Source organism: Vibrio sp. CJQ_6, assembly GCF_043106745.1.
Taxonomy (GTDB): domain Bacteria; phylum Pseudomonadota; class Gammaproteobacteria; order Enterobacterales; family Vibrionaceae; genus Vibrio; species Vibrio furnissii.
In genome coordinates this window covers 38,806-63,064 of sequence record NZ_JBICMV010000019.1, presented here as the reverse complement: position 1 = coordinate 63,064, position 24,259 = coordinate 38,806, and the positions used below count along the sequence as shown (strand labels likewise).

Annotated in this window: 24 protein-coding genes, 9 tRNA genes and 1 pseudogene; 8 read left to right on the top strand and 26 right to left on the bottom strand. The window is 51.9% G+C overall.

Annotation, left to right across the window (positions count from 1 at the left end; genetic code table 11):
* Window positions 1-48: 48 nt before the first annotated feature.
* Window positions 49-2,409 (bottom strand): LPS assembly protein LptD, encoded by a 2,361-nt coding sequence (lptD, locus tag ACF8PK_RS10560; RefSeq protein ID WP_154180689.1) that lies wholly within the window; start codon window positions 2,407-2,409, stop codon window positions 49-51.
* 147 nt (window positions 2,410-2,556) lie between these two features.
* Between lptD and djlA the strand changes: the two genes are divergently transcribed.
* Window positions 2,557-3,417: a co-chaperone DjlA gene (gene djlA, locus ACF8PK_RS10555; protein WP_014205839.1), complete on the top strand. Its 861-nt coding sequence runs from the start codon at window positions 2,557-2,559 to the stop codon at window positions 3,415-3,417.
* A gap of 261 nt (window positions 3,418-3,678) precedes the next feature.
* Here djlA and ACF8PK_RS10550 read toward each other — a convergent pair.
* The 12 genes and pseudogenes from ACF8PK_RS10550 to ACF8PK_RS10495 all read right to left on the bottom strand — a co-directional run.
* Window positions 3,679-3,754: transfer RNA gene (locus ACF8PK_RS10550), tRNA-Asn, on the bottom strand.
* A gap of 13 nt (window positions 3,755-3,767) precedes the next feature.
* Window positions 3,768-3,843 (bottom strand) — tRNA-Thr (locus ACF8PK_RS10545).
* A 36-nt stretch (window positions 3,844-3,879) separates the two neighbouring features.
* Window positions 3,880-3,955, bottom strand: a tRNA-Asn gene (locus ACF8PK_RS10540).
* 17 nt (window positions 3,956-3,972) lie between these two features.
* A tRNA-Thr gene (locus ACF8PK_RS10535) sits at window positions 3,973-4,048 on the bottom strand.
* Window positions 4,049-4,096: 48 nt separating this feature from the next.
* Window positions 4,097-4,172 (bottom strand) — tRNA-Phe (locus ACF8PK_RS10530).
* A 603-nt stretch (window positions 4,173-4,775) separates the two neighbouring features.
* Window positions 4,776-4,851 (bottom strand) — tRNA-Asn (locus ACF8PK_RS10525).
* 39 nt (window positions 4,852-4,890) lie between these two features.
* Window positions 4,891-4,966 (bottom strand) — tRNA-Phe (locus tag ACF8PK_RS10520).
* A 7-nt stretch (window positions 4,967-4,973) separates the two neighbouring features.
* A tRNA-Thr gene (locus ACF8PK_RS10515) sits at window positions 4,974-5,049 on the bottom strand.
* A gap of 56 nt (window positions 5,050-5,105) precedes the next feature.
* Window positions 5,106-5,181, bottom strand: a tRNA-Phe gene (locus ACF8PK_RS10510).
* A 109-nt stretch (window positions 5,182-5,290) separates the two neighbouring features.
* A complete protein-coding gene (gene mltC / locus ACF8PK_RS10505) occupies window positions 5,291-6,418 on the bottom strand; it encodes a membrane-bound lytic murein transglycosylase MltC (RefSeq protein ID WP_014205837.1) in 1,128 nt (375 codons plus the stop codon).
* 100 nt (window positions 6,419-6,518) lie between these two features.
* Window positions 6,519-6,794, bottom strand: coding sequence for an oxidative damage protection protein (locus tag ACF8PK_RS10500; protein ID WP_014205836.1), 276 nt, complete (start codon window positions 6,792-6,794; stop codon window positions 6,519-6,521).
* Window positions 6,795-6,855: 61 nt separating this feature from the next.
* Window positions 6,856-6,948: pseudogene (locus tag ACF8PK_RS10495) on the bottom strand (adenine glycosylase); the annotation flags it as partial.
* A gap of 237 nt (window positions 6,949-7,185) precedes the next feature.
* Between ACF8PK_RS10495 and ACF8PK_RS10490 the strand changes: the two are divergent.
* The 3 genes from ACF8PK_RS10490 to ACF8PK_RS10480 are packed head-to-tail and all read left to right on the top strand — an operon-like array spanning window position 7,186 to window position 10,051.
* Window positions 7,186-8,268, top strand: coding sequence for an ABC transporter substrate-binding protein (locus tag ACF8PK_RS10490; RefSeq protein WP_208549349.1), 1,083 nt, complete (start codon window positions 7,186-7,188; stop codon window positions 8,266-8,268).
* Complete coding sequence (locus tag ACF8PK_RS10485; RefSeq protein WP_004724271.1) at window positions 8,268-9,284, top strand: iron ABC transporter permease; 1,017 nt, start codon at window positions 8,268-8,270, stop codon at window positions 9,282-9,284. The genes ACF8PK_RS10490 and ACF8PK_RS10485 overlap by 1 nt, the downstream gene beginning before the upstream one ends.
* Complete coding sequence (locus tag ACF8PK_RS10480; RefSeq protein WP_206982519.1) at window positions 9,281-10,051, top strand: ABC transporter ATP-binding protein; 771 nt, start codon at window positions 9,281-9,283, stop codon at window positions 10,049-10,051. Before ACF8PK_RS10485 ends, ACF8PK_RS10480 begins: the two co-directional genes overlap by 4 nt.
* 75 nt (window positions 10,052-10,126) lie before the next feature.
* Here ACF8PK_RS10480 and mutY read toward each other — a convergent pair whose 3' ends face one another.
* Window positions 10,127-11,146, bottom strand: a complete 1,020-nt coding sequence (gene mutY / locus ACF8PK_RS10475) for an A/G-specific adenine glycosylase (protein ID WP_392441177.1) — start codon at window positions 11,144-11,146, stop codon at window positions 10,127-10,129.
* 462 nt (window positions 11,147-11,608) lie between these two features.
* On the opposite strand from mutY, the gene trmB reads away from it, so the two are divergent.
* Both trmB and glsB read left to right on the top strand, forming a co-directional pair.
* Window positions 11,609-12,328 carry a tRNA (guanosine(46)-N7)-methyltransferase TrmB gene (gene trmB / locus ACF8PK_RS10470; protein WP_004724268.1) on the top strand — a complete coding sequence of 240 codons (720 nt, stop codon included), beginning with the start codon at window positions 11,609-11,611 and terminating at the stop codon, window positions 12,326-12,328.
* 172 nt (window positions 12,329-12,500) lie between these two features.
* Window positions 12,501-13,421 (top strand): glutaminase B, encoded by a 921-nt coding sequence (glsB, locus tag ACF8PK_RS10465; protein WP_004724267.1) that lies wholly within the window; start codon window positions 12,501-12,503, stop codon window positions 13,419-13,421.
* Window positions 13,422-13,566: 145 nt separating this feature from the next.
* Here the strand turns inward: glsB and hemW are convergent, their stop codons facing one another.
* From hemW to ACF8PK_RS10430, 7 genes are read right to left on the bottom strand one after another with little or no spacing between them, the layout of a single operon-like run.
* Window positions 13,567-14,739 carry a radical SAM family heme chaperone HemW gene (hemW, locus tag ACF8PK_RS10460; RefSeq protein ID WP_392441238.1) on the bottom strand — a complete coding sequence of 391 codons (1,173 nt, stop codon included), beginning with the start codon at window positions 14,737-14,739 and terminating at the stop codon, window positions 13,567-13,569.
* Complete coding sequence (locus tag ACF8PK_RS10455) at window positions 14,739-15,338, bottom strand: XTP/dITP diphosphatase (protein ID WP_055467258.1); 600 nt, start codon at window positions 15,336-15,338, stop codon at window positions 14,739-14,741. Before ACF8PK_RS10455 ends, hemW begins: the two co-directional genes overlap by 1 nt.
* A gap of 23 nt (window positions 15,339-15,361) precedes the next feature.
* A complete protein-coding gene (locus tag ACF8PK_RS10450) occupies window positions 15,362-15,793 on the bottom strand; it encodes a DUF4426 domain-containing protein (protein ID WP_014205827.1) in 432 nt (143 codons plus the stop codon).
* A gap of 57 nt (window positions 15,794-15,850) precedes the next feature.
* The gene (gene yggU / locus ACF8PK_RS10445) at window positions 15,851-16,141 is read right to left on the bottom strand and encodes a DUF167 family protein YggU (RefSeq protein WP_004724263.1); all 291 of its coding nucleotides are present in this window, start codon (window positions 16,139-16,141) and stop codon (window positions 15,851-15,853) included.
* On the bottom strand, window positions 16,141-16,698 hold the full coding sequence (locus ACF8PK_RS10440; RefSeq protein ID WP_004724262.1) for a YggT family protein: 558 nt from the start codon (window positions 16,696-16,698) through the stop codon (window positions 16,141-16,143). The genes yggU and ACF8PK_RS10440 overlap by 1 nt, the downstream gene beginning before the upstream one ends.
* 51 nt (window positions 16,699-16,749) lie before the next feature.
* Entirely contained in the window at window positions 16,750-17,568 is an 819-nt protein-coding gene (gene proC / locus ACF8PK_RS10435) for a pyrroline-5-carboxylate reductase (RefSeq protein ID WP_004724261.1), read from the bottom strand.
* 37 nt (window positions 17,569-17,605) lie between these two features.
* The gene (locus ACF8PK_RS10430) at window positions 17,606-18,313 is read right to left on the bottom strand and encodes a YggS family pyridoxal phosphate-dependent enzyme (RefSeq protein ID WP_158108025.1); all 708 of its coding nucleotides are present in this window, start codon (window positions 18,311-18,313) and stop codon (window positions 17,606-17,608) included.
* Between the two features lie 25 nt (window positions 18,314-18,338).
* Between ACF8PK_RS10430 and ACF8PK_RS10425 the strand changes: the two genes are divergently transcribed.
* Together ACF8PK_RS10425 and ACF8PK_RS10420 are read left to right on the top strand one after the other, a co-directional pair.
* Window positions 18,339-19,376 carry a type IV pilus twitching motility protein PilT gene (locus tag ACF8PK_RS10425; RefSeq protein WP_004724259.1) on the top strand — a complete coding sequence of 346 codons (1,038 nt, stop codon included), beginning with the start codon at window positions 18,339-18,341 and terminating at the stop codon, window positions 19,374-19,376.
* A gap of 11 nt (window positions 19,377-19,387) precedes the next feature.
* On the top strand, window positions 19,388-20,494 hold the full coding sequence (locus ACF8PK_RS10420) for a PilT/PilU family type 4a pilus ATPase (RefSeq protein ID WP_014205822.1): 1,107 nt from the start codon (window positions 19,388-19,390) through the stop codon (window positions 20,492-20,494).
* 96 nt (window positions 20,495-20,590) lie between these two features.
* Here ACF8PK_RS10420 and ruvX read toward each other — a convergent pair whose 3' ends face one another.
* From ruvX to ACF8PK_RS10395, 5 genes are all read right to left on the bottom strand, one after another.
* Window positions 20,591-21,016 (bottom strand): Holliday junction resolvase RuvX, encoded by a 426-nt coding sequence (gene ruvX / locus ACF8PK_RS10415; RefSeq protein ID WP_055467261.1) that lies wholly within the window; start codon window positions 21,014-21,016, stop codon window positions 20,591-20,593.
* A 62-nt stretch (window positions 21,017-21,078) separates the two neighbouring features.
* Complete coding sequence (locus tag ACF8PK_RS10410; RefSeq protein ID WP_004724256.1) at window positions 21,079-21,642, bottom strand: YqgE/AlgH family protein; 564 nt, start codon at window positions 21,640-21,642, stop codon at window positions 21,079-21,081.
* Between the two features lie 38 nt (window positions 21,643-21,680).
* Window positions 21,681-22,637: a glutathione synthase gene (gene gshB, locus ACF8PK_RS10405; RefSeq protein WP_004724255.1), complete on the bottom strand. Its 957-nt coding sequence runs from the start codon at window positions 22,635-22,637 to the stop codon at window positions 21,681-21,683.
* Between the two features lie 12 nt (window positions 22,638-22,649).
* Complete coding sequence (gene rsmE / locus ACF8PK_RS10400; protein WP_004724254.1) at window positions 22,650-23,381, bottom strand: 16S rRNA (uracil(1498)-N(3))-methyltransferase; 732 nt, start codon at window positions 23,379-23,381, stop codon at window positions 22,650-22,652.
* 96 nt (window positions 23,382-23,477) lie between these two features.
* A complete protein-coding gene (locus ACF8PK_RS10395) occupies window positions 23,478-24,179 on the bottom strand; it encodes an endonuclease (protein ID WP_004724253.1) in 702 nt (233 codons plus the stop codon).
* Between the last annotated feature and the right edge of the window lie 80 nt (window positions 24,180-24,259).

The window sequence follows — 24,259 nt, the reverse complement described above, 5'->3', positions numbered from 1 at the left end:
AAATCAACGGCCTGACTCTTCAGACCGGATGGTTCGTTATTAAGAAACTCAGTTATTCAAGAAGAATGGTCGACCGTAGCCTAGAGAGCTATCCGACGTATCGATGCCCGTCATGCTTTCGCTGGAGCCGATACTGGTGCCAAATCCAATAATGCCGATGTTAAAGCTAAAGTTGTTTTCGTAAATGGGGTCATCAAACGATGCGTAACCACCTTTCAGGGTTTGGTTCCAGTCTTTCAGCTGGTTGCTGTAGGAGAAACCGATGTACCAGCAGTCGGAGGTATAGCGAACGCCTGCCAGCCACTCCAGCGCTTGGTTGGTGGTTAAGTCATGGAAATATTGTCCGCCAATGTACCATTTCGGTGACACCTGATACCCAGCCAGCAGGCCGGCTTGCGAGATGCCATCTTCCGTAATGGTGTCGATGTCGTTGAGCGTATCGCCCACGGTATCTTCAATGTACTGCTTGGTCACGTAACGATAGTTCGCTTGCACGAAGCCATCATCAAAGCGGTATTCCAAGGTGCTGTTGGCGAGCTGCATTTCGCTGGTGTCCACGTCGTACTGCACACCACCGTGGTAGAACAGGTAATCATCGTAGTTGAAGTCCATCTCAACCGCCCAAGCTGAGTAGCTCGATTGGGAGTCTTCGTCGGTGGATGAGGAACCGGTTTTTAGATTTTTATCTATGTAGAAGATCTGACCAAAGGCGATGTTGAGACGCTCTTTGTACTCGTCGTCAAAGAAACGGGTTGAAGCCCCGTAACTCAGCTGGTTGGCGGGTGCGACGTAATCGACGCTGCTGTATTTACGGCTGCGGAACAGACCGTAGTAATCCGCTTGCAAAATGGTGGTGTCGTACCAAGCGATGTTGCTTTGATCTTCTTTCGGCACGTACAGGTATTGGATCTGAGGTTCGAGCGTTTGCGTGTAGTTATCAAACAAAACGGTATCGCGTTCCAGAACAATACCAGCGTGACTGCGGAATTCGGGAATCACGCGGGTGACGCTTTCTTCGAGATCACGATAACTGTCGGAACTGGTGTCGACGCCATCAAGATCTTGTTGATAGTAAGTGCCAAGTACGCGCGCTTCCGTGGTCCACGTCCCCCAAGTGGTTCCCAATGGAATGGTAACCCCTGGCTCTACGTGTACGCGCGTGGCGGATGGCTTGCCCTTCGCATCGGTCTCAAAACGAGCCACATGGCTCTTCATGTCCAGATTGAGGTAACGCATCACTTCAGGCGCGTAATAGTTAAAGGATAACTGCGGCATGAGGCGATAAGGTGAGTTATCTGTGGTGGTCAATACTTGAAAATCACGTGCCATCAACGCAGCATCCCAAGAATGCGTGCGGTAGGTAATTTTACCTTGTTGAATCAGCTGACCATCTTCACGGTTACCAATGCCTGAGCTGAGGTCGGAGAAATAATCGACGTCACTGACGCGTGAATAATCGGCTTCCAGTTTCCACGCTTCGTTGTAAATACCGCTGTGTTGGTATTGGAATGCCCAGCGTTTACCTTCGTCTGGGTTGAGCGAGTCATCGGGAAGGTACTCGGATTTCAGGCTTCCTTCCCCCAAATCGGTCAAATAACGGAACACGGTGTTGAGTTGCGTGCCGCGTTTTTCCATGTAACGCACTGACGTTTCTAAATCGTAGTTGGGTGCCAAGTTCCAGTAAAACGGCACTTCCAATTCAAAACCATCACGCGAACCGTAAGACACTGTAGGGTAAAGGAAACCGGTTTTACGCGTGTCGCCAATTGGCACCGTTAAGTATGGGAAGTAGAAGACGGGGACATCCAGCACTTCTAAGCGCGGGTTATAAAAGGTCGCTCTTTCTTCGTTTTGATCAACGGAAATACCGGACGCTCTCAATCGCCAAGCACTGTCGCCTTCCGGACACGAGGTTATCGAACCATCTTCGATTTCATACACCGCTTTCCCGGTTTTGGATATATACGCGGCTTCACCTCGGCCCTGTTCACACAGGAATTTATACTTGGTGTTCTCCAGCGTCATTTGATCCGTGGTGAGATTATTGGTGGCTTTATCTGAGGTGGCTTTGACCTGACCATCGCTAAAGTTGACGTTGCCTTCGGCCACCACCACGTTGTCTTTTTGGTGCAGTGTGACGTTGTCAGCACGAATCTGTTTTTTACCCTGAATCACCACCACATTGCCGGAATAGGTCGCGCGTTCGCCATTAATTGCTTCTAGCTTATCCGCTTCGACATTGATAGGCTGTTCATTCGGATTGTCAGCCTCGGGCTGGTCAACTAAACATTGATCGATAGTGGGCAGTTCCTGCACACTGTCATCCACCGTAGCGTCTGCTTGAGTCTGAGGCGCAAAGAGCGCGGCGCTAATCGAAGCGGCTAAAAACGTGCGGGAAAAACGTGACATCGAATTGTACTATCCTGTTGAAATTGTTTGAGTCCGATATTGGGAGAATTGATTCATAAAAAACGCTTCCTATCATAAAGGAATTTCACGCTCCCGGCACTATCAGACCACGACACACCTAAAAAATTCATAGATTGAGAGCACATAATGCATATTTTTGGCAAAATTCTCGGCGCTTTCTTTGGCTTCCTATTTGGTGGCCCGCTTGGCGCAATCTTTGGCCTATTTCTCGGGCATCAATTTGATAAAGCCCGTCGTTTTAATCAAGCTGGGTTCAGCACCAGTGGATTTGGCAATGGCCCCAGTCAGGCTGAACGCCAAGAAGAGTTCTTTAAATCAGCCTTTGCGGTCATGGGCCATGTGGCGAAGGCAAAAGGGCAGGTAACGCAAGAAGAGATTCGTCTCGCCAGCATCATGATGGACCGCATGAACCTGCATGGCGAACAACGCCGCGCGGCGCAAGATGCGTTTCGTGAGGGTAAAGATGCAGATTTCCCCCTTGAACAAGTGCTCAATAAAGTGCGAATTTCGAGTGGTGGTCGTTTTGATTTGTTGCAGTTCTTTTTGGAGCTGCAAATTTCCGCCGCATTGGCTGACGGCGACATTCACCCAGCCGAGCGCAATGTCCTGCATAAGGTTGCGAGCGGTTTAGGTTTTTCAGCCGACCAATTAGAACGCCGTTTGCGCATGCACGAAGCAGCGTTTCGCTTTCAACAAGGTGGCGGCTTTGGCGGTTCGCAGGGGCAGCAGCAGTATTCGGGCGGCGGCCAGTGGCAACAAGCGGCTAGCAAAGATCGCTTGGCGGATGCGTATTCTGTGCTGGGCGTAAGTGACAGTGCCGATGCCAAAGAGATTAAACGTGCTTATCGTAAACTGATGAATGAACACCATCCCGATAAATTGATGGCCAAAGGTCTGCCGCCAGAAATGATGAACGTTGCCAAAGAGAAGTCACAAGAGATTCAACATGCTTACGACTTGATCAAAAAGGAAAAGGGCATCAAGTAAGGCACGATACGGTGAGAAGGCGAGCTGAGGCTCGCCTTTTTTATGGCGTTGAATCCACGAGCGGTTGTTTCGCGATTCTCACCCAATCACCCAATCATCTATTTCAGCACTTGATGTGATGAGGCGGATGAGCGCATGCATGCGATGGCCCTGCGGTGTCGTGTATCTCTGAGCTGAACTGAAATGAAGGGATGAACATCGAACCGGTCGGGAAGGGCAGATAAAAGAAAAGCCCAGTCGTTAGACTGGGCTTTCTCAAAGTGGCTCCCCCTGCAAGACTTGAACTTGCGACATACGGATTAACAGTCCGCCGTTCTACCGACTGAACTAAGGGGGAATAGATTTTGTAATGGTGCCGACTACCGGAATCGAACTGGTGACCTACTGATTACAAGTCAGTTGCTCTACCTACTGAGCTAAGTCGGCCTTTCAACAAGCTGATGTGTCAGCTTACTGATAAAGTGGCTCCCCCTGCAAGACTTGAACTTGCGACATACGGATTAACAGTCCGCCGTTCTACCGACTGAACTAAGGGGGAATAAATTGTTAGATAAATGGTGCCGACTACCGGAATCGAACTGGTGACCTACTGATTACAAGTCAGTTGCTCTACCTACTGAGCTAAGTCGGCACACTTAATCTTGTTGCATGCTCGTGCGTTACACCAACATCTAAAATATGGTGCCTCGAGGCGGAATCGAACCACCGACACGAGGATTTTCAATCCTCTGCTCTACCGACTGAGCTATCGAGGCAACGGGGTGTATTAAACGAGTTTTCGCTTTGGTCGTCAACAGCAAAATGCAAAAAAAAGATCGTTTGTTGCTTTTCTATACTTAGTGGCCTGTTTTTATCCATTTTTGTTAGAAAATATCGTGTAAACAGGCCTCAAAAACGCAGCGCAGTAGGTTTGACCGGATGATGAAGCGGGATTCCGTGGCTGAAAGCAGGTAAAAAAGCGTGCTTGATGCCAAGGAAAATGACGGGCAAATGTGAAGATGAGTGTAGCGTGCACATCGTGGTGTGGTCGCGGGTGAATATGATGCTGCTTTCTCGTGGTGGGTGTTGAGTCGCAATCCATACATTTGATGCTGGTTGGAGAGGCATGTACGCATCTTGTTGTGTGTCACTCGTTGGTTTGAAGGCGTGAAGGTGTGAATCGCGATCGAGTGATGACTGGATGGCTGTGGTGAGCGATACGGATGTGAATGACTCGGTTTTTTTATGGCACGGTTTTCAGTGATGTGAGTTGAAATAAAATGTGGGTGTTGATGCTCTGGGCTAGCGTGGGAAGGTGAGGGGAATGGCTTGGGGCAGATAAAAGAAAAGCCCAGTCTTTCGACTGAGCTTTCTGAAAGTGGCTCCCCCTGCAAGACTTGAACTTGCGACATACGGATTAACAGTCCGCCGTTCTACCGACTGAACTAAGGGGGAATTATTTGTGTCACTTGCGTGAAGTGATGCACCAAATAATGGTGCCTCGAGGCGGAATCGAACCACCGACACGAGGATTTTCAATCCTCTGCTCTACCGACTGAGCTATCGAGGCAAAAGAATGGTGCCGACTACCGGAATCGAACTGGTGACCTACTGATTACAAGTCAGTTGCTCTACCTACTGAGCTAAGTCGGCACACTGTATTCTTTGCTAAAAACTGTTCGTGCTATGCACCAACAATCATCAAATTGTGGTGCCCGGAGGCGGAATCGAACCACCGACACGAGGATTTTCAATCCTCTGCTCTACCGACTGAGCTATCCGGGCAACGGAGCGCTATTAAACGGATTTTCCCTTCTGCCGTCAACCAGTTTTTCTAAAAAAATTAAAAAACTGGTTTGTTTGCCGCTATTTTAAGCAAGTTGATGGTTTTTTCTCAACCTGCGTTAAATTCTTTCTTAAATTGAGTCACTTTTTCCAAATAACGGCGTGATTCCGCATTGGGATGTTTTTTGGTGAGCGCCCAATACACTTGGTTCGGTTGCAGGGCATTTAAGTCGCGCATTGCGCGTTGACGATCGCGGCTAAAGGTATTGAGTACGCCCCCGGTGCCGCCGTTATAAGCTGAAATCATGCTGTATTCGAGCGATGTCGGGTTGCGAACATCACGTAAATAGCGATTTTTCAGTATATAGAAATACGCTGTGCCAGTGTCGATGTTGTTTTCTGGATTAAATAGATATTCCGGCGTCGGCTCGCCAGCACGGTTTTTTACCAGTTTGAAGACGTCGCGTCCGGCCGTTTTGGGAACCACTTGCATCAGACCATACGCGTTGGCCCAGCTCACCGCATAAGGGTTAAAACTACTTTCCGTTTTGATGATGGCGTAGATCAGATCTTCGGGAATGTCGTATTTGCGCGATGCGCGCTGCACGATGTCGGCGTATTGGTAGCTGCGAATTTGAATCTGATCGGCGACCATCGGGATTTCGACATAGTAGGCTTTTTTGAAATCGACCTGTTTCACTTTGAGTTGATTGGCAATCAGGTAATCGGCAAAGCGGTTGGCACGCCAACTCCATTGAATGGGCTGATTTTCTTGGTCTACCACTTGGCGATAAAGGAACGGTTGGCCTTTGAGCTCAATGTTTTTGGATGAAAACAGATCGACGTGCGCCGGATCATCAGGGGTCAAGAGCGTTGTGACGATCGCATCTTTCAAATGGCCTTTGGGATCGGTCGGCGACACGGTTTCGATGATGATCTTGCCATCGTCGAAATTCACTTCGGTTCGGCTGAGGTAGTTGTCGATGTATTTGACGTAATTGCGTTTGCCGGCAATCTTGACTTCGCGGCTGCCCCAACGCTTTTCGATATTGCCCGAAAAACTGTTGATCAGCGCATCCAGGGCCGCAGTATCTTTTTGAAACTGGCCGGGTAACTGAGCCAAATTTTTTGCAAAACGGTTGGTTGGCTCGTAGTTGACGTCGTAAATGCTTTCAATGAATTCACGACTGCAGCCCACCAACAGCATGGCGGCAATGCAATAAACTAACTTTCTCATGCGCTCCCCGGCGGTTGTGGATGAAGGGGTCAGACAAAAAAAAGAGACATCATACCAGAAGGTGATGATGTCTCTAGAAATAACCTTGCTAACCTTAAGATTATTGTTGGCTTGGTGGCGTGTAGCCTTCAATGTGAACGTCTTTCCCTTCAAACAAGAAGTTCACCATCTCTTGCTCAAGCAGTTTGCGGTGCTCTGGATCCATCATGTTGAGCTTCTTCTCGTTGATCAACATGGTTTGTTTGGTTTGCCATTGCGCCCAGGCTTCTTTCGAAATGCTGTCGAAAATACGTTTGCCGAGTTCGCCTGGATAGAATTGAAAATCCAGACCATCCGCTTCTTTTTGTAGTCGAGCACAAAATACAGTGCGGCTCATAATGACTTCCTCTTTAATTTTTTCGTGTGAATGTCGTTTGGCAAACTTTGCCATTACGGCTTCACCGGATTTTTTCAGGTTGGCTTAAGTTATACCAAAGACCTGTGTTGGCTTCCATGATGATGTCGGGATTGCCTGACAATTCCAGCAAAATCGATTCCAGCACAATCGATGTTAGGTCGGATGCGGGTGGCGGAATCGGCCGCTGAGCCAAAGGTGTGGGGTGGCGCTGAGGGGGCTTATCACGGCCACGCAGCGAGATCGCATGATGTATCAGAGATTTGATTAAATTATTTTTTATTTATCTAAACTTTTTTTGATTTCGCACCTTGAGTCTGATGGACATCGGCGTATTTTGACGCCTTCCGTCCATTCAACCCGAACTCTCTCTATGAATAAGCGTCTTGTTTCTCTCTTCTCTGCTGTGCTTCTTTTCACCGCGAGTGCCTCAGCATTGGCGAGCCGTACCATTGTCGATCAACTGGGTCGCACTGTGACAATCCCTGACCACGTCGACCGCGTAGTGGTTTTGCAACATCAAACGTTAGATTTACTGATGCAACTGGGGGCGAAAGAGCAAATCGTCGGCGTGCTGTCCAGTTGGAAACAAAATTTGGGGGCCGACGTGGTGCGTTTGTATCCCGCTTTGCCGTCATTGCCCATGCCGGGTGATTTGACGCAAGTGAACCTCGAAAGCCTCTTGAACCTTCAACCTCAGGTGGTGTTTGTGGCGAACTATGCGCCGCAAGCCATGATTCAGCAGATGACAGATGCTGGCATTCCGGTGGTGGCCATTTCATTGCGCAAGGACATCCAAAGTCAGGCCAATAAAATGAATGCCTCCATGGTGAACGAAGAGCAAACCTATAACGAAGGCTTGAAAGAAGGGATTCGTTTAATCGGTCACATTGTCAATCACGATCAGCAAGCGGAAGATTTAATTCAAGCAACCTTCCGCAATCGTGCCCAAGTGGCTCAACGTTTGAACGCCATTCCTGACGAGCAGCGCATTCGTGTTTACATGGCCAACCCGAATCTCACGACATATGGGTCGGGCAAATACACTGGGTTGATGATGCAACATGCGGGGGCAAAAAACGTCGCAGCCAGCACCATCCAAGGCTATCAACAAGTGTCTATTGAGCATGTGATGATGTGGAATCCGGACGTTATTTTTGTCCAAAGCCGTTATCCCGATGTGGTCGACGAGATCAATCATGATCCCCGCTGGCAATTGATCGAGGCTGTGAAACAACATCGTGTTTATCTGATGCCTGAATATGCCAAAGCTTGGGGTTACCCAACGCCAGAAGCGATGGCATTGGGCGAGATGTGGATGGCTAAAAAACTCTATCCTGCCCAATTTAAAGACATCGACATGTCAGCAATGGCGAACGATTATTACCTGCGTTTCTACCACGTTCCTTTCGATCACGCTGCGTTCGATCTTGCGCCACGCACTGTGACGCAATAATGGTGCAGCGATACACGCGATTGTCGCAAAGTGCCCTGATCCTAGGCACGTTTCTCATTGCGCTGTTGTCATTGGGCGTGGGCACTTACGCCATGGGCTTTGTGTCGGTGGTCACCACGTTACTCCACCCCATCATGCATGTGGCGCCAGCGCCTTCTGCCATTGAAGCGCAGATTATTTGGAACGTTCGCCTGCCCAGAGTGCTGATGGCGTTAGGTGCGGGGGCTGGGTTGTCGCTGTGCGGCGCCACTTTGCAAGGGGTGTTTCGAAACCCCTTGGTGAGCCCGCACATTATCGGAGTGTCTTCGGGCGCTGCGTTTGGCGGTACGCTGGCGATTTTGCTTGGATTTGGGCAAGTGGGATTGCTGTGTTCCACGTTTAGTTTTGGCGTGTTGGCGCTGATGTTGGTGTTTGTGATCGCGAAATTATTTGGCCAACATAACCGATTGGTGTTGATTCTCGCCGGGGTCATTTTAAGTGGCTTGTTCAGTGCATTGGTCAGTTTAGTGCAGTTTCTTGCCGACACAGAAGAAGTGCTGCCCAACATTGTGTTTTGGTTGTTAGGGAGTGTCGCGACCGCCAATTGGCAAAGTTTGCTCACCATGGCGCTGCCGCTGAGTCTGGCCAGTGTAATGTTGCTGGGCATGCGATGGCGCATCAATGTGCTGTCGATGGGAGAAGATGATGCCCGTGTGCTGGATGTGCGTGCACATCGCACGCGTTGGCTGGTGTTGATGCTGTGTGCGGTGATCATCGCCAGCCAAGTGGCGGTGAGTGGCAATATTGGTTGGATTGGGTTGGTGGTGCCTCATGTGGGCAGAATGCTCGTCGGCCCCGATCATCGGCGGTTGTTGCCCGCGTCGATGTCGATTGGCGCGTCCCTGATGATGGTGGTGGATGATCTGGCGCGTACCATCACCGATGGTGAAGTGCCGCTGGGAATTTTAACCGCCCTGATTGGCACGGTGCTGATCATGGTGCTGGTTTATTTGAATCGCCGGGAGGTGTTGCGATGAATCCCATCACCTTGAAAACGGAGCAACTGGTTTGCGGTCATCGCCCAAATCGGCCGTTGTTTGACCCCGTGGATCTTGTGTTATCGCGGGGCGAAATCACCGCGATATTGGGGGGCAATGGGCAAGGCAAAACGACCTTGATGAAAACGCTGTTGGGCGATCAACGACCGCTGCAAGGCCGCGTTGAGCATACGGGGCGGATTAATTTTGTGCCGCAACGTTTTGATTGCGCATTTTCGTATGCCGTTCTCGATATGGTGTTGATGGGTCGAGCCAACGCCATTGGCCTGTTTTCCTCGCCAAGTCAGCATGACATCACCATGGCTCAGCGCGCCTTGGCGATGCTGTCGATTGACCACCTTGCGCACGAGGCGTTTGATCGATTATCCGGCGGTCAGCAGCAACTGGTGCTCATCGCCCGCGCATTGGCAAGTGAGTGCGATGTTTTGATTCTTGATGAACCGACGACTGCGTTGGATCTGGCCCATCAAGCCACGGTGATTGAATTGCTCCACGCGTTGGCGAAAGAGCGTCAGATCAGCATCTTGTTTTCAACGCATGATCCGGCGCAAGCGCAGTTCATTGCGGATCACGTGGTGTTGCTGATGAGAGATAAACGGTGTTTGACGGGCCCCAAACATGAGGTGTTAACGGAGCACCACTTGACCGAGTTGTACGGAGTGCCGATTCAGCAATGCCACATCCAACGTGGGCACCAGAGCTACACCACGTTCTTGCCCGATTTAGGTCGTTTCCTTGGGGAATGACCTTGTTTGAAAGGCGCGCTAAATGCTGCTTCGGGCAAGTGCCCGTCCTCGATATGTGAAGCGCGCCTGTCCCATCTACGCTTGTGTCTTCACGTGTTTTTCGATGAAAGTGCGAATCGGTTTGGGTAGGCCGACATCATCCAACTGGTGCAACGGCATCCATTGCTGTTGGGGATTTTCGACGCCCAATTTATCAATTTGCCACACTTTTCCATCGAGTTTGTAATGTGTAAACGTATGTTTGAACTCACCTTTGAGCTTGATGTGCTCCCCAAGCTGCTCCGGTTCAAGATAAATCTGGGGTAAACACCAGAGCGCGCCCCAAATGCCATCATCCGCTCGTTTTTCGAGCAATAACTTGCCATCGGATTCGAGCCAGAGAAAATGTCCGGGCTTGGTTGGGGTCACTTTCTTGGGTTTGGGCGTCGGCAGTTCACTCACGCGGTTGGTCTGATAAGCCTTGCATGTGGTTGTGAAGCTGCAGGCATCGCAGGCTGGGTTTTTGGGTTTGCAGAGGGTCGCTCCCATATCGAGAAGCCCTTGCGCATACTGGCGATTATTGTGAGTCGGCGTATACGCTTCGGCTGTGCTCCAGAGCTGTTTATCCACGGCAGAGGTTCCCGGTACACCTTCAATGCCAAAATAACGGCAAAACAGGCGTTTCACGTTGCCGTCGACGATAGGGCCATAGGTATTGAAGGCAAAGGCGGCGATCGCGCCTGCAGTGTAGCGCCCGACGCCAGGGATGTTTTGCAGGGCGTTGACGTCAGCCGGAAATTCACCGTTCCATGTTTCTTGAATATAGAGGGCCGCTTTGCGTAAATTGCGCGCTCGTGAGTAGTAGCCTAGCCCTTGCCAATGATTCATGACGGCATCTTCCGTCGCGTTTGCGAGCGCTTCGATGGTTGGGAAACTCGCCATCCAGCGCTCAAAGTAGGGAATGACCGTCACGACTTGCGTCTGTTGCAGCATCACTTCAGACACCAGCACACGATAGGGTGATGGGTTTTGTTGCCACGGCAGATCGTGTCGGCCATGGTGGCGTTGCCAAGTGAGCAGGTGCTCTTGAAATTGCTTCGGTGTGAGCGACGGCATGGTCATTCTATTTAGTCATCCGATGGGGTTAAGTGTTACTGATCAATTCAACGCTGAACGGCGTCGTTCAACCGCGCCGTCTTGCATGGCGCGTCCGATTGTTGGTGGCCGTAGCCGAATGTTGCGCCTGCATGCCTCATCCTTGGTAAACATTGCGTTTGCGAATCGAGTCACAATTTGCGCGGCATGCATGAGCGTGATGGGGCAAAATTGCACCATAGAATGACAAAGATGTAAAACAGATGATCCAAATTTCAGCGTGATGAACGCCCTTGGGGTGCAAGCGGCAGCGCATGGCAAACACGAGCAAAGGACGCGTGTTAGCTGGTGGCAGAAGCACTTCGCGTGCCCGCTTGTCGCTTAGGAGTGGATTTCAACGACAATAACACTTGCGCCCAAAGCAATTCTTTGGATAATCACAAGCCCTTTGAGTCGAGACTAAAAATTGAACAGGCAATACCAATGACTGAAGTAACCAAAAACGAGTTCACCGAAGACGGCAAAATTGTGCGTAAAATCCGCAGTTTCGTGCGTCGTGAAGGCCGCCTGACAAAAGGTCAGGAAGCAGCGATGAAAGAGTGCTGGCCAACAATGGGAATTGATTATCAGGATGCGCTGCTGGATTGGCAGCAGGTGTTTGGCAACAACAATCCTGTGGTACTGGAAATCGGCTTTGGTATGGGGGCGTCACTGGTTGAAATGGCCAAAAACGCACCTGAGAAAAACTTCTTTGGCATCGAAGTACACAGCCCAGGCGTGGGTGCGTGCCTGTCCTCCGCTCGCGAAGCGGGCATCACCAACCTGCGCGTGATGTGTCACGATGCAGTGGAAGTGTTTGCCAACATGATTCCAGACAGCAGTCTCGCGACGCTGCAACTGTTCTTCCCCGATCCGTGGCACAAGAAACGTCACCACAAACGCCGTATCGTTCAGCTCGAGTTTGCTGAAATGGTGCGTCAGAAGTTGATTCTGGGTGAAGGCGTGTTCCACATGGCGACCGACTGGGAAAATTACGCAGAACACATGGTTGAAGTGATGAATCAAGCGCCGGGTTTTGAGAACATCGCGCAAGAGGGTGACTTTGTCCCTCGTCCGGAAGAGCGTCCGCTGACGAAGTTTGAACAGCGTGGCCATCGTCTGGGACACGGCGTTTGGGACATCAAATACAAACGCATCAGTTAATACTGGACAAGCCGCGGCCGAGCGGCCGATACTAGCTCGGCACGTAACGTGAACGAAAGCCAACATTGCTGCAATGTTGGCTTTTTTGACTGTGTTCCTCAGGAAATCACCGTGGATTTGGTGCGCTCCGCTGGAATAGGGACGATAACAATAAGAAAGTAAAGCCGACACAATGAAACCGACACCAGAATTACTGGCGAGCATATTGGATGACGTTCGCCCACTGATCGGACAAGGAAAAGTCGCGGATTACATCCCGGCACTGGCCCAAGTGCCGAACCATAAATTAGGCATGGCGGTCTACACCAATCAAGGTGAGGTCATCAAAGCCGGAGATGCAGACGAAGGATTTTCCATTCAGTCGATCTCCAAAGCCCTGAGCTTGACGCTCGCCATGGGGTTGTATCAACCGGATGAACTGTGGCGCCGCGTGGGCAAAGAGCCCTCTGGGCAAGCGTTCAACTCGCTGATTCAGCTCGAAATGGAGCAGGGGATTCCACGGAACCCGTTCATCAATGCGGGGGCGATTGTGGTGGCCGATATGCTGCACAGCCGATTATCGGCGCCGCGCCAGCGTTTGTTGGAATTTGTACGCCAACTGTGCGGCGAAGAGCAGATCATCTACGATAAAGTGGTGGCGAACTCGGAAATGCAGCACAGCGATCGCAATGCGGCGATTGCCTATCTGATGCGCTCGTTTGGCAACTTTGACAACGAAGTGCTCCCCGTGCTGACCAACTATTTCCACGCCTGCGCGCTCAACATGAGCTGTGTTGAACTGGCGAAAACCTTCAGTTATCTCGCCAACAAAGGTGTGTCGGTGCTGACCCATGAACGCGTGATCACTGCGACACAAAGTAAGCAGATCAATGCGCTGTTGGCGACTTGTGGTTTGTACGATGGGGCGGGTGAGTTTGCTTATCGGGTCGGGATGCCGGGCAAATCTGGCGTGGGCGGCGGCATTATTGCTGTCGTGCCGGGCGAAATGACGATTGCGGTTTGGTCGCCCGAGCTGGATCCGTCCGGCAACTCGCTGGCAGGCACCAAAGCACTGGAGTTATTCGCGCAGCGCATTGGCCGCTCGATCTTCTAACTTCAAATCCCGTTTAATACGCATTGGGTTGGCCATGTCCCAAAGGGCATGGCGGCACTCCCGGTTCCAAGAGCGCGCGGCGCTATCACCATTTGGCTCGGCATGAAGGACTGAGCCAAATGGCGATTGTTGAGGGGAAGGGCGGTTACTCGTCGTCTGCCATAAACGCTTCCAACAGATCGTTCAGAAATAGTTTTCCTTTCTCGGTGATCTGCCAGTGGGTCTCCGTTTCACTTAGAAACTCTTGTTCAATTGCCCAATCCAATGTGGGTTGAATCACGCTGATCGGCAGGCCGGTGGTGGCGCTGAAATCGGCTTTCGGGCACGGTTCAATCAGGCGAAAGCGGTTCATGAAGAACTCAAACGGCCGATCCACATCCGCCACCAACTGCTCGCTGTCGAGGTAAGGTTTCGCTAGGTTTTGATACGCCGCCAGATAACCGCGCGGGTGTTTGACCTTGGTGGTGCGCACAATGCGCCCGTCAGCAAAACTCAGCTTACCGTGCGAGCCACACCCGATGCCAAGGTAGTCACCAAAACGCCAGTAGTTGAGGTTGTGCTGACACTGATAACCCGGCTTGCTGTACCCTGAGATTTCATACTGCACATACCCCGCTGCGGTCAGTTTCTGATGACCGAGCTCGAAGATGTCCCACAGCGCGTCGTCGTCTGGTAAGGTCGGCGGCTTGAAGTAGAACAGGGTGTTCGGTTCAATGGTGAGCTGATACCACGACAGGTGCGGCGGCGCGAGTTCGATGGCGCGGTCGAGATCCGCCAGCGCTTGCTCTAATGTTTGATCCGGCAGGCCGTGCATTAGATCGAGGTTAAAGCTATTTAAGCCAATCTGATGTGCCAGTTGGGCGGCTTTGACGGCTTCATCGCGGCCGTGAATACGGCCCAGGCGAGTGAGTTTCTCCGGTTCAAAGCTCTGCACCCCAATCGAAATGCGCGTCACACCCACTTGGCGGTAACCGGCAAAGCGCTCTGCTTCGATGGTGCCCGGGTTGGCTTCCATGGTGATCTCGATGTCGGGTTTGAACGCAATACGCGCTTCAATCCCGCGTAGCAAGCGGCCGATGCCGTCGGGCGAGATCAAACTTGGCGTGCCGCCGCCGATGAAGATCGAGTGCAACAACCGCGGATCGCCCGTCAGTTGATAGCGCTCGATATCGGTGTCGAGATCTTCCAACAGCGCATCAATGTACTCGGTTTCCGGAATGTCGGCTTTGAGCGCATGCGAGTTAAAATCGCAATACGGGCATTTCTGCACGCACCACGGAATGTGTACGTAAAGGCTGAGTGCCGGCGGGGTCAACATCACTGCTTTTGCTCTTCAATCGCCTGAAATAGTTTTTTCAACGCCTGACCGCGGTGCGACAACTGCTTCTTGCGCGCCGGTTCAAGTTGAGCCGATGCGCAGTTGTCTTCCGGAACGAAGAAAATTGGATCGTAACCAAATCCGTTGCTACCGTGCGCTTCGGTGAGAATGCGACCTTCCCAGCTGCCGTGGCAAACCAGCGGCGTCGGGTCGTTCTCATGGCGCATCAGTACCAAAACGCAGTGGAAACGCGCCGTGCGCTGCGCTTCTGGCACATCTTTCATCGCATCGAGCAGCTTGGCTAGGTTCTGTTGGTCTGTGGCGTGTTCACCCGCGTAGCGCGCAGAATAAACGCCGGGCGCGCCGTCAAGGGCATCCACTTCTAGGCCGGAGTCATCAGCGATGGCCGGTAAGCCGGTTTCTTTGGCCGCGTGGCGCGCTTTGATGATGGCATTTTCGATAAAGGTGGTGCCGGTCTCGGCTACCTCAGAGACATTGAATTCGCTTTGTGCGACCACATCAAACCCAAAATCAGCCAACAGGTCGGCCATTTCACGGACTTTGCCTTGGTTTCCGGTGGCTAAAACAATCTTTTTCATCGCATTCTCTTTTCGGTTAACGGTTACGGTTCAACGTAAAACTTCTGCGTGAATTTCAGCTTGCCAGCGCCTTTGAGGCCGGCGTTGACATCAATATCAAAGCGAAGCTCCTCTTCATTGCTGATCGGAAATTCGGCCAGATAGTAAATCGCATTGCCTTCTTTGACTTCGCTGAATGCCAGTTCGCGCATGTTGCCGATCAGGTTTTTGACCTGACCTGACAGCGTCGCTTCCACGGCGGGTTTGCCCACGGTGCTGGTATCGAGCACGCTGATGTTGAGCACCGCGGAATACCCATTTCGGGTCAGTTGGTAGCTTTTGGCCACCTGCGGCGTCAGAAACGTTGAGTTAAAAGCGGAGTAGTGTACCTCAACATCCTTGATGTTGATCAATTGCTCTGCACTGGCGGGGATGGCCGCGCATGCAAGCAACAGGGCGAGTGTCCATTGACGCATGGTTTTTCTCCTTCTTAAAAAAATAGTCCCCGCCATAGGAGGCGGGGAGCTGGCTATCTAGTCGAGGATGGCTTGAACTTCGGGCGGTATCTGAGCCGGCGTGTGGATGCGAATCTGTTTATGACGCCCCAACTCTCCTTTCTCTATATCGATCAGGCCCTTGGCAACTTTACACTGTTTGGCCAAGTATTTACTGAGATGCGCATTGGCTTTTCCGTCCACCGGTGGCGCGGTGATCGCCACCTTCAGTTCATCCCCGTGTAACCCTACAATGCTGTCGCGGCTGGCCTTGGGTTGAATATAGAGCCGCAGCAGTAGATCGTCCCCGTCAAACCAAGCTGCTTTCATTATAGCTGATACCAGATGGGGCCAATGATATCGCCCATCAGGAAGTTGGCAAATTGCAGCACGATAAACAGCACCAGCACGCTGAGATCAAAGCCGCCCATGACTGGAATAATGCGGCGAATCGGCGCCAGCATTGGCTCTGTCAGTTGATGGAACACATACTCCACCGGGCTGCGACCTTGGCTGACCCAGCTGAGAATCGCTCGTAGCACCAGCACCCAGAACAGTAGGCCGCCAGCGGCTTTCACCAGAGACAACAGACCCAGCAGCAGAAAATCAGCACTGAAGACCACACCGCCGCGTGAAGCGATCAGGATCAATGCGACGTACTTGAGAATACACAGCACGTAACCAAACAGCACAGTGGCCAGATCCAGACTCCCGATTGATGGGATCACGCGACGCAGAGGCCCCACGACCGGTTGCGTTGCTTTGACCACAAACTGAGAAAATGGGTTGTAGAAATCTGCACGCGCTGCTTGTAGCCAGATTCGTAGAATCACGACCATGATATAAATATCAAACAGGGTGGAGATTAGAAAACTCATTGCATTCATAAGAAGCCCTTACTACAGATAAAGGTCACCCATGGGTGAGTGACCGTCAGATTAAAATAATTTTTCCATCTCTTCGGCGCGGCTGACCGCTGCGCGCATTGCTTTCGCCACAATCTCCGTTAACTGATGGTCGTTAAAGGTACGAATGGCTTCGGCGGTGGTGCCGCCTTTCGATGTCACTTGCTCGCGCAGTGTGGCGAGTTCGATGTCGGGGTTGGCTTGCACCATTTCGGCGGCGCCCAGCGCGGATTGTTGTACCAGCAGGCGCGCGGTGTCTTTATCAAATCCTTGTGCCATCGCTTCGGCTTGCATCGCTTCCATAAACAAGAAGAAGTACGCCGGCGCGCTGCCCGCCGCTGCAATCACGCTGTTGATGCCCGATTCCTGTTCTACCCAGCATACTTTGCCCACGGCGCTCATCAGCTCGGCGGTAAAGGCTTTATCGGCGTCGCAAACCGACGGCGCAGCGTACAGCCCTGCCATGCCGCGATTGACCAGCGATGGCGTGTTTGGCATCACGCGAACCAAATTCAGTGTACTGCCGAGCATGGCATTCAAACGTGCCACGGACACACCTGCGGCGATGGAAATCACCAGCTTGCTGGAAAAGTCGATCGCGTGCAGCGGCTGACAGACGTCGGCCATCAATTGCGGTTTGACCGCCAAGACCACCACGTCAGCTTCGCTTGCCGCAGCCAGGTTGTCGCTGGTGGTGCGAATGCCGTAGTTGTCTTCCAACGGTTTGCGACGCGTTTCCGACGGTGCGGTGGCGATAATGCGTTGCGCTGGGTAGCCGCTACCCACTAAGCCTGCAATGATGGCATGCGCCATGTTGCCTGCGCCAATAAAGGCGATGGTTCTGTGTTCCATGATCATATCCAAATCAAAATTTAGGGTGGATGCCGCGTTACGCGCGGGGGTAATCGCGCTGACCGAAAATCGCGGTGCCAATGCGCACAATGGTGCTGCCAGCTTCAATCGCCGCCGCCATGTCGCCACTCATCCCCATCGACAGCGTATCGATGCCGTCATATTTCTCGGCCAACTGGTCTTTCAATGCCGCCAGTTGACGAAATGCCGCCAGCTGCGATGCGTAATCCGGCACGTTTTCCGGAATGGACATCAATCCTCTTAAAGTGAGGTTTGGCAGGCCGGAAATCAATTCCGCAAGTGTAAATAAATCATTCTCACTGACGCCAGATTTCGAGGCTTCACCACTGGTGTTCACTTGAATCAGCACCTGTAATGGCGGCAAATGGGCGGGGCGCTGCTCACTCAGACGCTGCGCAATCTTGGCGCGGTCAATGGTGTGCATCCAGTCGAAATGCTCGGCGATCAGCCTTGTTTTGTTGGATTGCAATGGGCCGATGAAGTGCCATTCAAGGTTCAGTTCCGGGTGATGCTCGGCAAAAAACTGCACTTTATCGCAGCCTTCTTGCACGTAGTTTTCACCAAAGGCACGCTGACCGGCCTCTGCTGCTTCGAGAATTGCCTCGACGGGTTTGGTTTTACTGACCGCCAGAAGTTGCACAGAGCTTCGAGAACGGCCACACTTTTGCTGTGCGTTTTCGATCTGTGAAGTGATATGTTCAAGATTTTGTTGAATACTACTCATAGCCAGACTTTAGTAAGGAAAATAGATGGATATCTCTGAGTTACTGGAATTTAGTGTAAAGCATAATGCGTCAGATCTACATCTTTCTGCGGGCGTTCCTCCGATGGTGCGCATCGATGGCGAGGTGAGAAAGCTTGGTGTGCCTGCGTTTACACACGCTGACGTGCATCGATTAATTTTTGAAATCATGAATGATGCCCAGCGCAGTGAGTACGAAGAAAAGCTGGAAGTGGACTTTTCCTTTGAATTACCGGATATCGGTCGTTTTCGTGTCAACGCTTTCCATCAGTCGCGCGGCGCATCCGCAGTTTTTCGGACCATTCCAACGACGATTCCAACGCTAGAGCAACTGCATGCGCCGGACATCTTCAACAAAATCGCCAATTACGAGAAAGGGCTGGTGTTGGTGACGGGGCCTACGGGCTCGGGTAAATCGACCACATTGGCCGCGATGGTTGATTACATTAACGCCACCCACAACAAGCATGTGCTGACCATCGAAGATCCGATTGAGTTTGTGCACAGCAACAACAAATGTTTGATCAACCAACGTGAAGTGCACCGCGACACGCACAGTTTTAAAAATGCGCTGCGCAGTGCGCTGCGTGAAGATCCGGATGTGATTCTGGTCGGTGAGCTGCGCGATCAAGAGACCATCAGCTTAGCGCTGACGGCGGCGGAAACCGGCCATTTGGTGTTTGGGACGCTGCACACCAGTTCGGCGGCGAAAACCATTGACCGCATCATTGACGTGTTTCCGGGCAGTGATAAAGACATGGTGCGTTCGATGTTGTCAGAGTCGCTGCGCGCGGTGATTGCGCAGAAACTGCTCAAACGTCTCGGCGGTGGGCGAGTGGCGTGTCATGAAATCATGTTGGCGACGCCGGCGATTCGTAACTTGATCCGCGAAGACAAAGTCGCGCAGATGTATTCGATCATTCAGACGGGCGCGGCGCATGGCATGCAAACCATGGAACAGAACGCCAAGCAGTTGATCGCACAAGGGCTGGTGGATCCGGCGGAAGTGCAGAAGAAAATTGAACTGGAAATGTCCGCATTTTAAGAGAGAACAAGATGCAACTTGAGGAGTGCCTGCAAGGCATGATGACGCATAAAGCGTCGGATCTGTATATCACTGTGGGCGCGCCCGTGTTGTATCGGGTCGATGGTGAACTGCGCGCCCACGGCGACGCGCTGAATGAAGCGCAGGTCAGGACGCTGTTGGCCGCGATGATGGATGACACGCGCCATGCCGACTACTTGGCGACGCGTGAAGCCAACTTTGCCATTGTGCGTGATTTAGGGCGATTTCGCGTCAGCGCTTTTTTTCAGCGCGAGCTGCCCGGCGCGGTGATTCGCCGCATTGAAACGCAAATTCCCACGTTTGATGAACTCAAACTGCCACCCGTGTTGAAAGATCTCTCGATTGCCAAACGCGGTTTGGTGTTGGTGGTGGGGGCGACTGGATCGGGGAAATCGACCACCATGGCCGCCATGACCGGGTATCGCAATATGCATCGCACCGGGCATATTCTCACCGTTGAAGATCCGATTGAATTTGTCCATGAACATCAGCGCTGCATCGTGACGCAGCGTGAAGTGGGGTTGGACACGGAAAGTTATGAAGTGGCACTGAAGAACTCGCTGCGTCAGGCACCGGACATGATTTTGATCGGCGAGATCCGCAGTCGGGAAACCATGGAATACGCAATGACGTTTGCCGAAACGGGGCATTTGTGCATGGCTACTTTGCACGCCAACAACGCCAACCAAGCGCTTGAACGGATTTTACATCTGGTGCCGAAAGAGCAGCGTGAACAATTTCTGTTTGATTTGTCGATGAACCTCAAAGGCGTCGTCGGCCAGCAACTGATCCGCGATAAAAATGGCCAAGGGCGTCACGGGGTGTTTGAAGTGCTGCTCAACAGTCCGCGGGTGTCGGACATCATTCGTCGCGGCGAGCTGCATGAGTTGAAAAACACCATGGCGAAATCAAAAGAGGTCGGCATGCAGACTTTTGATCAGGCGCTGTATCAGTTGGTGGTTGAGCACAAGATCAGCGAGCAAGATGCGCTGCACAGTGCGGATTCGGCCAATGATCTGCGCTTGATGCTCAAGACGCAGCGGGGCGATGTGACCAGCAGCGGGTCGCTGGATCATGTGAAAATCGACATGGAATAAAAAACAGCCACGACAGTGGCTGTTTTTCTTTGTGTTTGTTGAGGAGGGTGTTCGTTGAGGACGGTATTTGCAGAGGAGGTTGCCAGAGGAACAGGGTTACTCGTTCCACAAGCTCTCAAACCAGCTTTCCAGAATAATGACCGCCGACTGGCAATCGACATTGCCTTTGCTCAGCGCTTTGTAACCGCCCATCGAGAACAGCTCCGAGCGCGCTTCCGTGGTCGAGAGGCGTTCATCGTGCAGTTCAACCGGTAAACCGAAACGGCCATGCAGGCGCTGGGCAAATTTTTTCGCCCGCGGCGTGATGGTTTCCAGTGCTTTGCCGTGTAGATCGGTCGGCAAACCAATCACCAACAGATCCGGTTGCCACTCTTTGATCTGCTTTTCAATCTCATCCCAATTCGGAATGCCGTCGTTGGCTTTGAAGGCTTTCAGCGGTGACGCGGTGCCCGTGATCTCTTGGCCGATCGCGCTGCCAATACTTTTGGTGCCAAAATCAAACGCCATAATGGTACGTGACATAGGGTGTTTCTCGTGGGTCTTACGGTAAAAAATAAACAGCGCTTCGAGAAGCGCTGCTGTGATTAAGCGTGGCCAGATTGGGTCGATAGCTGGTGCGGATTAATGCCGAGCTTTTGAATCGCCTTGTTCCATTTTTCGTGGATCGGGGTGTTAAAGATCAGCTCCGGATCGGCTTCAATCGTCAGCCAGGAGTTCTCCGCCAGTTCATCTTCCAACTGACCCGGCGACCAGCCAGAGTAGCCAAGGGCGACGATGTAGCCGCTGGGTTCTGCTTCGGTGCCGAGCACGGTCAAAATGTCTTTGGATGTGGTGACGGCAATGTCGTCGGTCATTCGAATGCTAGATTCGTAATGATCTTTGGGACGATGCAGAATAAATCCGCGATCTTCCGACACCGGGCCGCCATTGAATACCGGACGTTTCAGGCTCTCTTCGTGTGATTGCGGATACGCCGGTTCCACTTCCACTTGCTGCAACATGCCGCCGACCGTAATGTCGATCGGCGCGTTGATCATCAGCCCCATCGCGCCTTCTTCGTTATGCTCGCAGATGTAGATAACACTGTGCTTGAAGTACGGATCCTTCATGCTGGGCATCGCTACGAGAAAATAGTTCGTCAGATTCATTTTGTCTCCAACCTTCTAGCGTTCAGGAGCCCATGCTCCTACAGTGACAAGGCTTTCACGCGACGCTCGATCGCGTCCATGAGTTTGCCCGTGATGGAGATGTCAAACGCCGCCTCAATTTCACGAATACAGGTTGGGCTGGTGACGTTAATCTCAGTCAGTTTATCGCCAATCACGTCGAGGCCAACAAAGATCAAGCCTTTCTCTTTCAGGATTGGTGCCACGGTTTCTGCAATTTGGCGATCCGTATCGCTCAATGGACGAGCTTCACCGCGTCCACCGGCGGCGAGATTCCCACGGGTTTCCCCTTGTGCTGGAATGCGCGCCAAGCAGTAAGGCATCGGTTCACCATCTACCACTAGAATGCGTTTGTCACCGTTGCTGATGTCGGGGACGAACGTTTGCGCCATGCAGTAATTCTGGCCGTGGTTCGTCAGGGTTTCGATGATCACCGACACATTCGGATCGCCTTGTTTGACGCGGAAAATAGAAGCGCCGCCCATGCCGTCCAGCGGTTTCAAAATCACATCCCCATGTTGCTCGCGAAAGGCTTTAATTTTCTCGGCTTTACGCGTCACGATGGTGGTTGGCGTCAGTTCCGGGAACCATGCGGTGAACAGTTTTTCGTTGCAGTCACGCAGGCTCTGCGGTTTGTTGACGATCAGCGCGCCGTCATCTTCCGCTCGCTCTAGAATATACGTCGCGTAGATGTATTCGGTATCAAATGGTGGATCTTTACGCATCAAGACGGCATCCAGTTCAGACAAGACGATGGTCTGTTCTGATTTGAATTCGTACCAGCCGTTTGGATCTTCTTTTAGCTCGACGACTTTGGTGTCCGCCATGGCGACGCCTTGATCTAAGTGTAGATCATTCATTTCCATGTAATGAATTTCGTAGCCGCGACGTTGCGCTTCGAGCATCATGGCGAAGCTGGAATCTTTCTTGATGTTAATGGACGAAATCGGGTCCATAACGATACCGAGTTTAATCATTGCTCATCTCCGTTAGCCAAGATCGCCGAAACGAACTTGCAGGGCTGTAATTGCGGTGAGCGCTGCGGTTTCGGTGCGTAGCACGCGAGGGCCCAGCAGCGTCTCTTCAAAATGGTATTGTTGAGTCATGTCGATCTCTTCTGCCGACAGACCACCTTCCGGACCGATCAGCAAGCGCACTTTGGTCACTGGCTCTGGAAGGGTATTGATGGAATATTTTGCGCGTGGATGCAGGTTGAGTTTGAGCGCGTCGGTTTGCTCGGCGCACCACGCTTCCAGCGTCATAATCGGGCGAATATCAGGCACCACGTTCCGGCCGCATTGTTCGCACGCACTGATGGCGATTTTCTGCCATTGTTGCAGTTTTTTCTCGAAACGTTTGGCATCGAGTTTCACGCCGCAACGTTCAGACAACAGCGGTGTGATGGTATTGACCCCCAATTCAACGGACTTCTGAATGGTGAATTCCATTTTGTCGCCACGTGAAATCACTTGGCCTAAGTGCAGGTTCAATGGCGATTCAAGATTGGTGTCGATGCGCTCGGCCAAGTCGACCACGACCTGTTTTTTCCCCGCTTCATGAATGATGGCCGGAAATTCGGCGCCGCTGCCGTCAAACACCAAGACTTCCTGACCTTCTTGCATACGCAACACGCGGGCGATGTGGCCTGCGGCGTCGTCGCTTAAGGCTAAGGGGCCAAGGTGAGTGATCGGGTGCGGGTGGTAGATACGGGGAACTCGCATGCTGTTTTTCCTGAAATTACGCTGGTTACTGGCATCTAACATGGATGCTCAAAGTGAAAAAAACAAGGGCAATGACAGGATTGCCCAGAGATTGTATTAGCTACTGCACTGTTGGCGCACAAATGGGTTGTGGTTGCCCTGAACTTTGAAGATGCGCTGATCGCGTTCGCACTCCCATGAATCGACCGGATATTGGCGATTCCACACCTGCATCAATTGCGTCTGTGATTTGGAGAGGCGAAACCCGTACTCCTGACTCATGTAGAGATACGTCCGTGCAATGGCGCCGCGGGCGCGTTCGGGCGGCATCACTTTGCGCTGCTGGAAGTTGACCTGAATTTCACACTGGCCATAAGTGGCGCCATCAATGCCATGCCACTGACTGAAATTGAGGTTGGAGCGATCGCCATTGACCTCGCCAATGGCGGGCGTCAGGTTGTGCAGATCCGCTTCCATGCGTTTGAACGCCGTATCGTGGCGGCTGCATTGTTTGCGTCCACCTTGCTGCCAACATTGGAGCTGATGACCAAATTGCCACGCAGGCACTACGTGCTCCCATTCAATTCGGCTGGCGCGTTTTTCCTGCTTGCGGACTTGGTAGCCGCAACCTTTCAAATCGGGCGTGCCTTTTTTGCCCTGCCATTGAATATCACAGCCACAATAAAAGGTGACCGGATGATCCTGATAAATCTTCACGGCCTCTCTTTTGGCCTGTGAAAATGAAGCGGGCGCGGACGCCCACGCAAAAGAGGCAGCCAATAACAGGCTGCCAGTGAGTAACAAGCGAAAACGAAACATAAGTAAAGACTGTTTTTAGTATGATTTTTATCAGTCTATCACTCAAAAATTTGAAATCTAGCACGCGGTTGCAAGAAGCT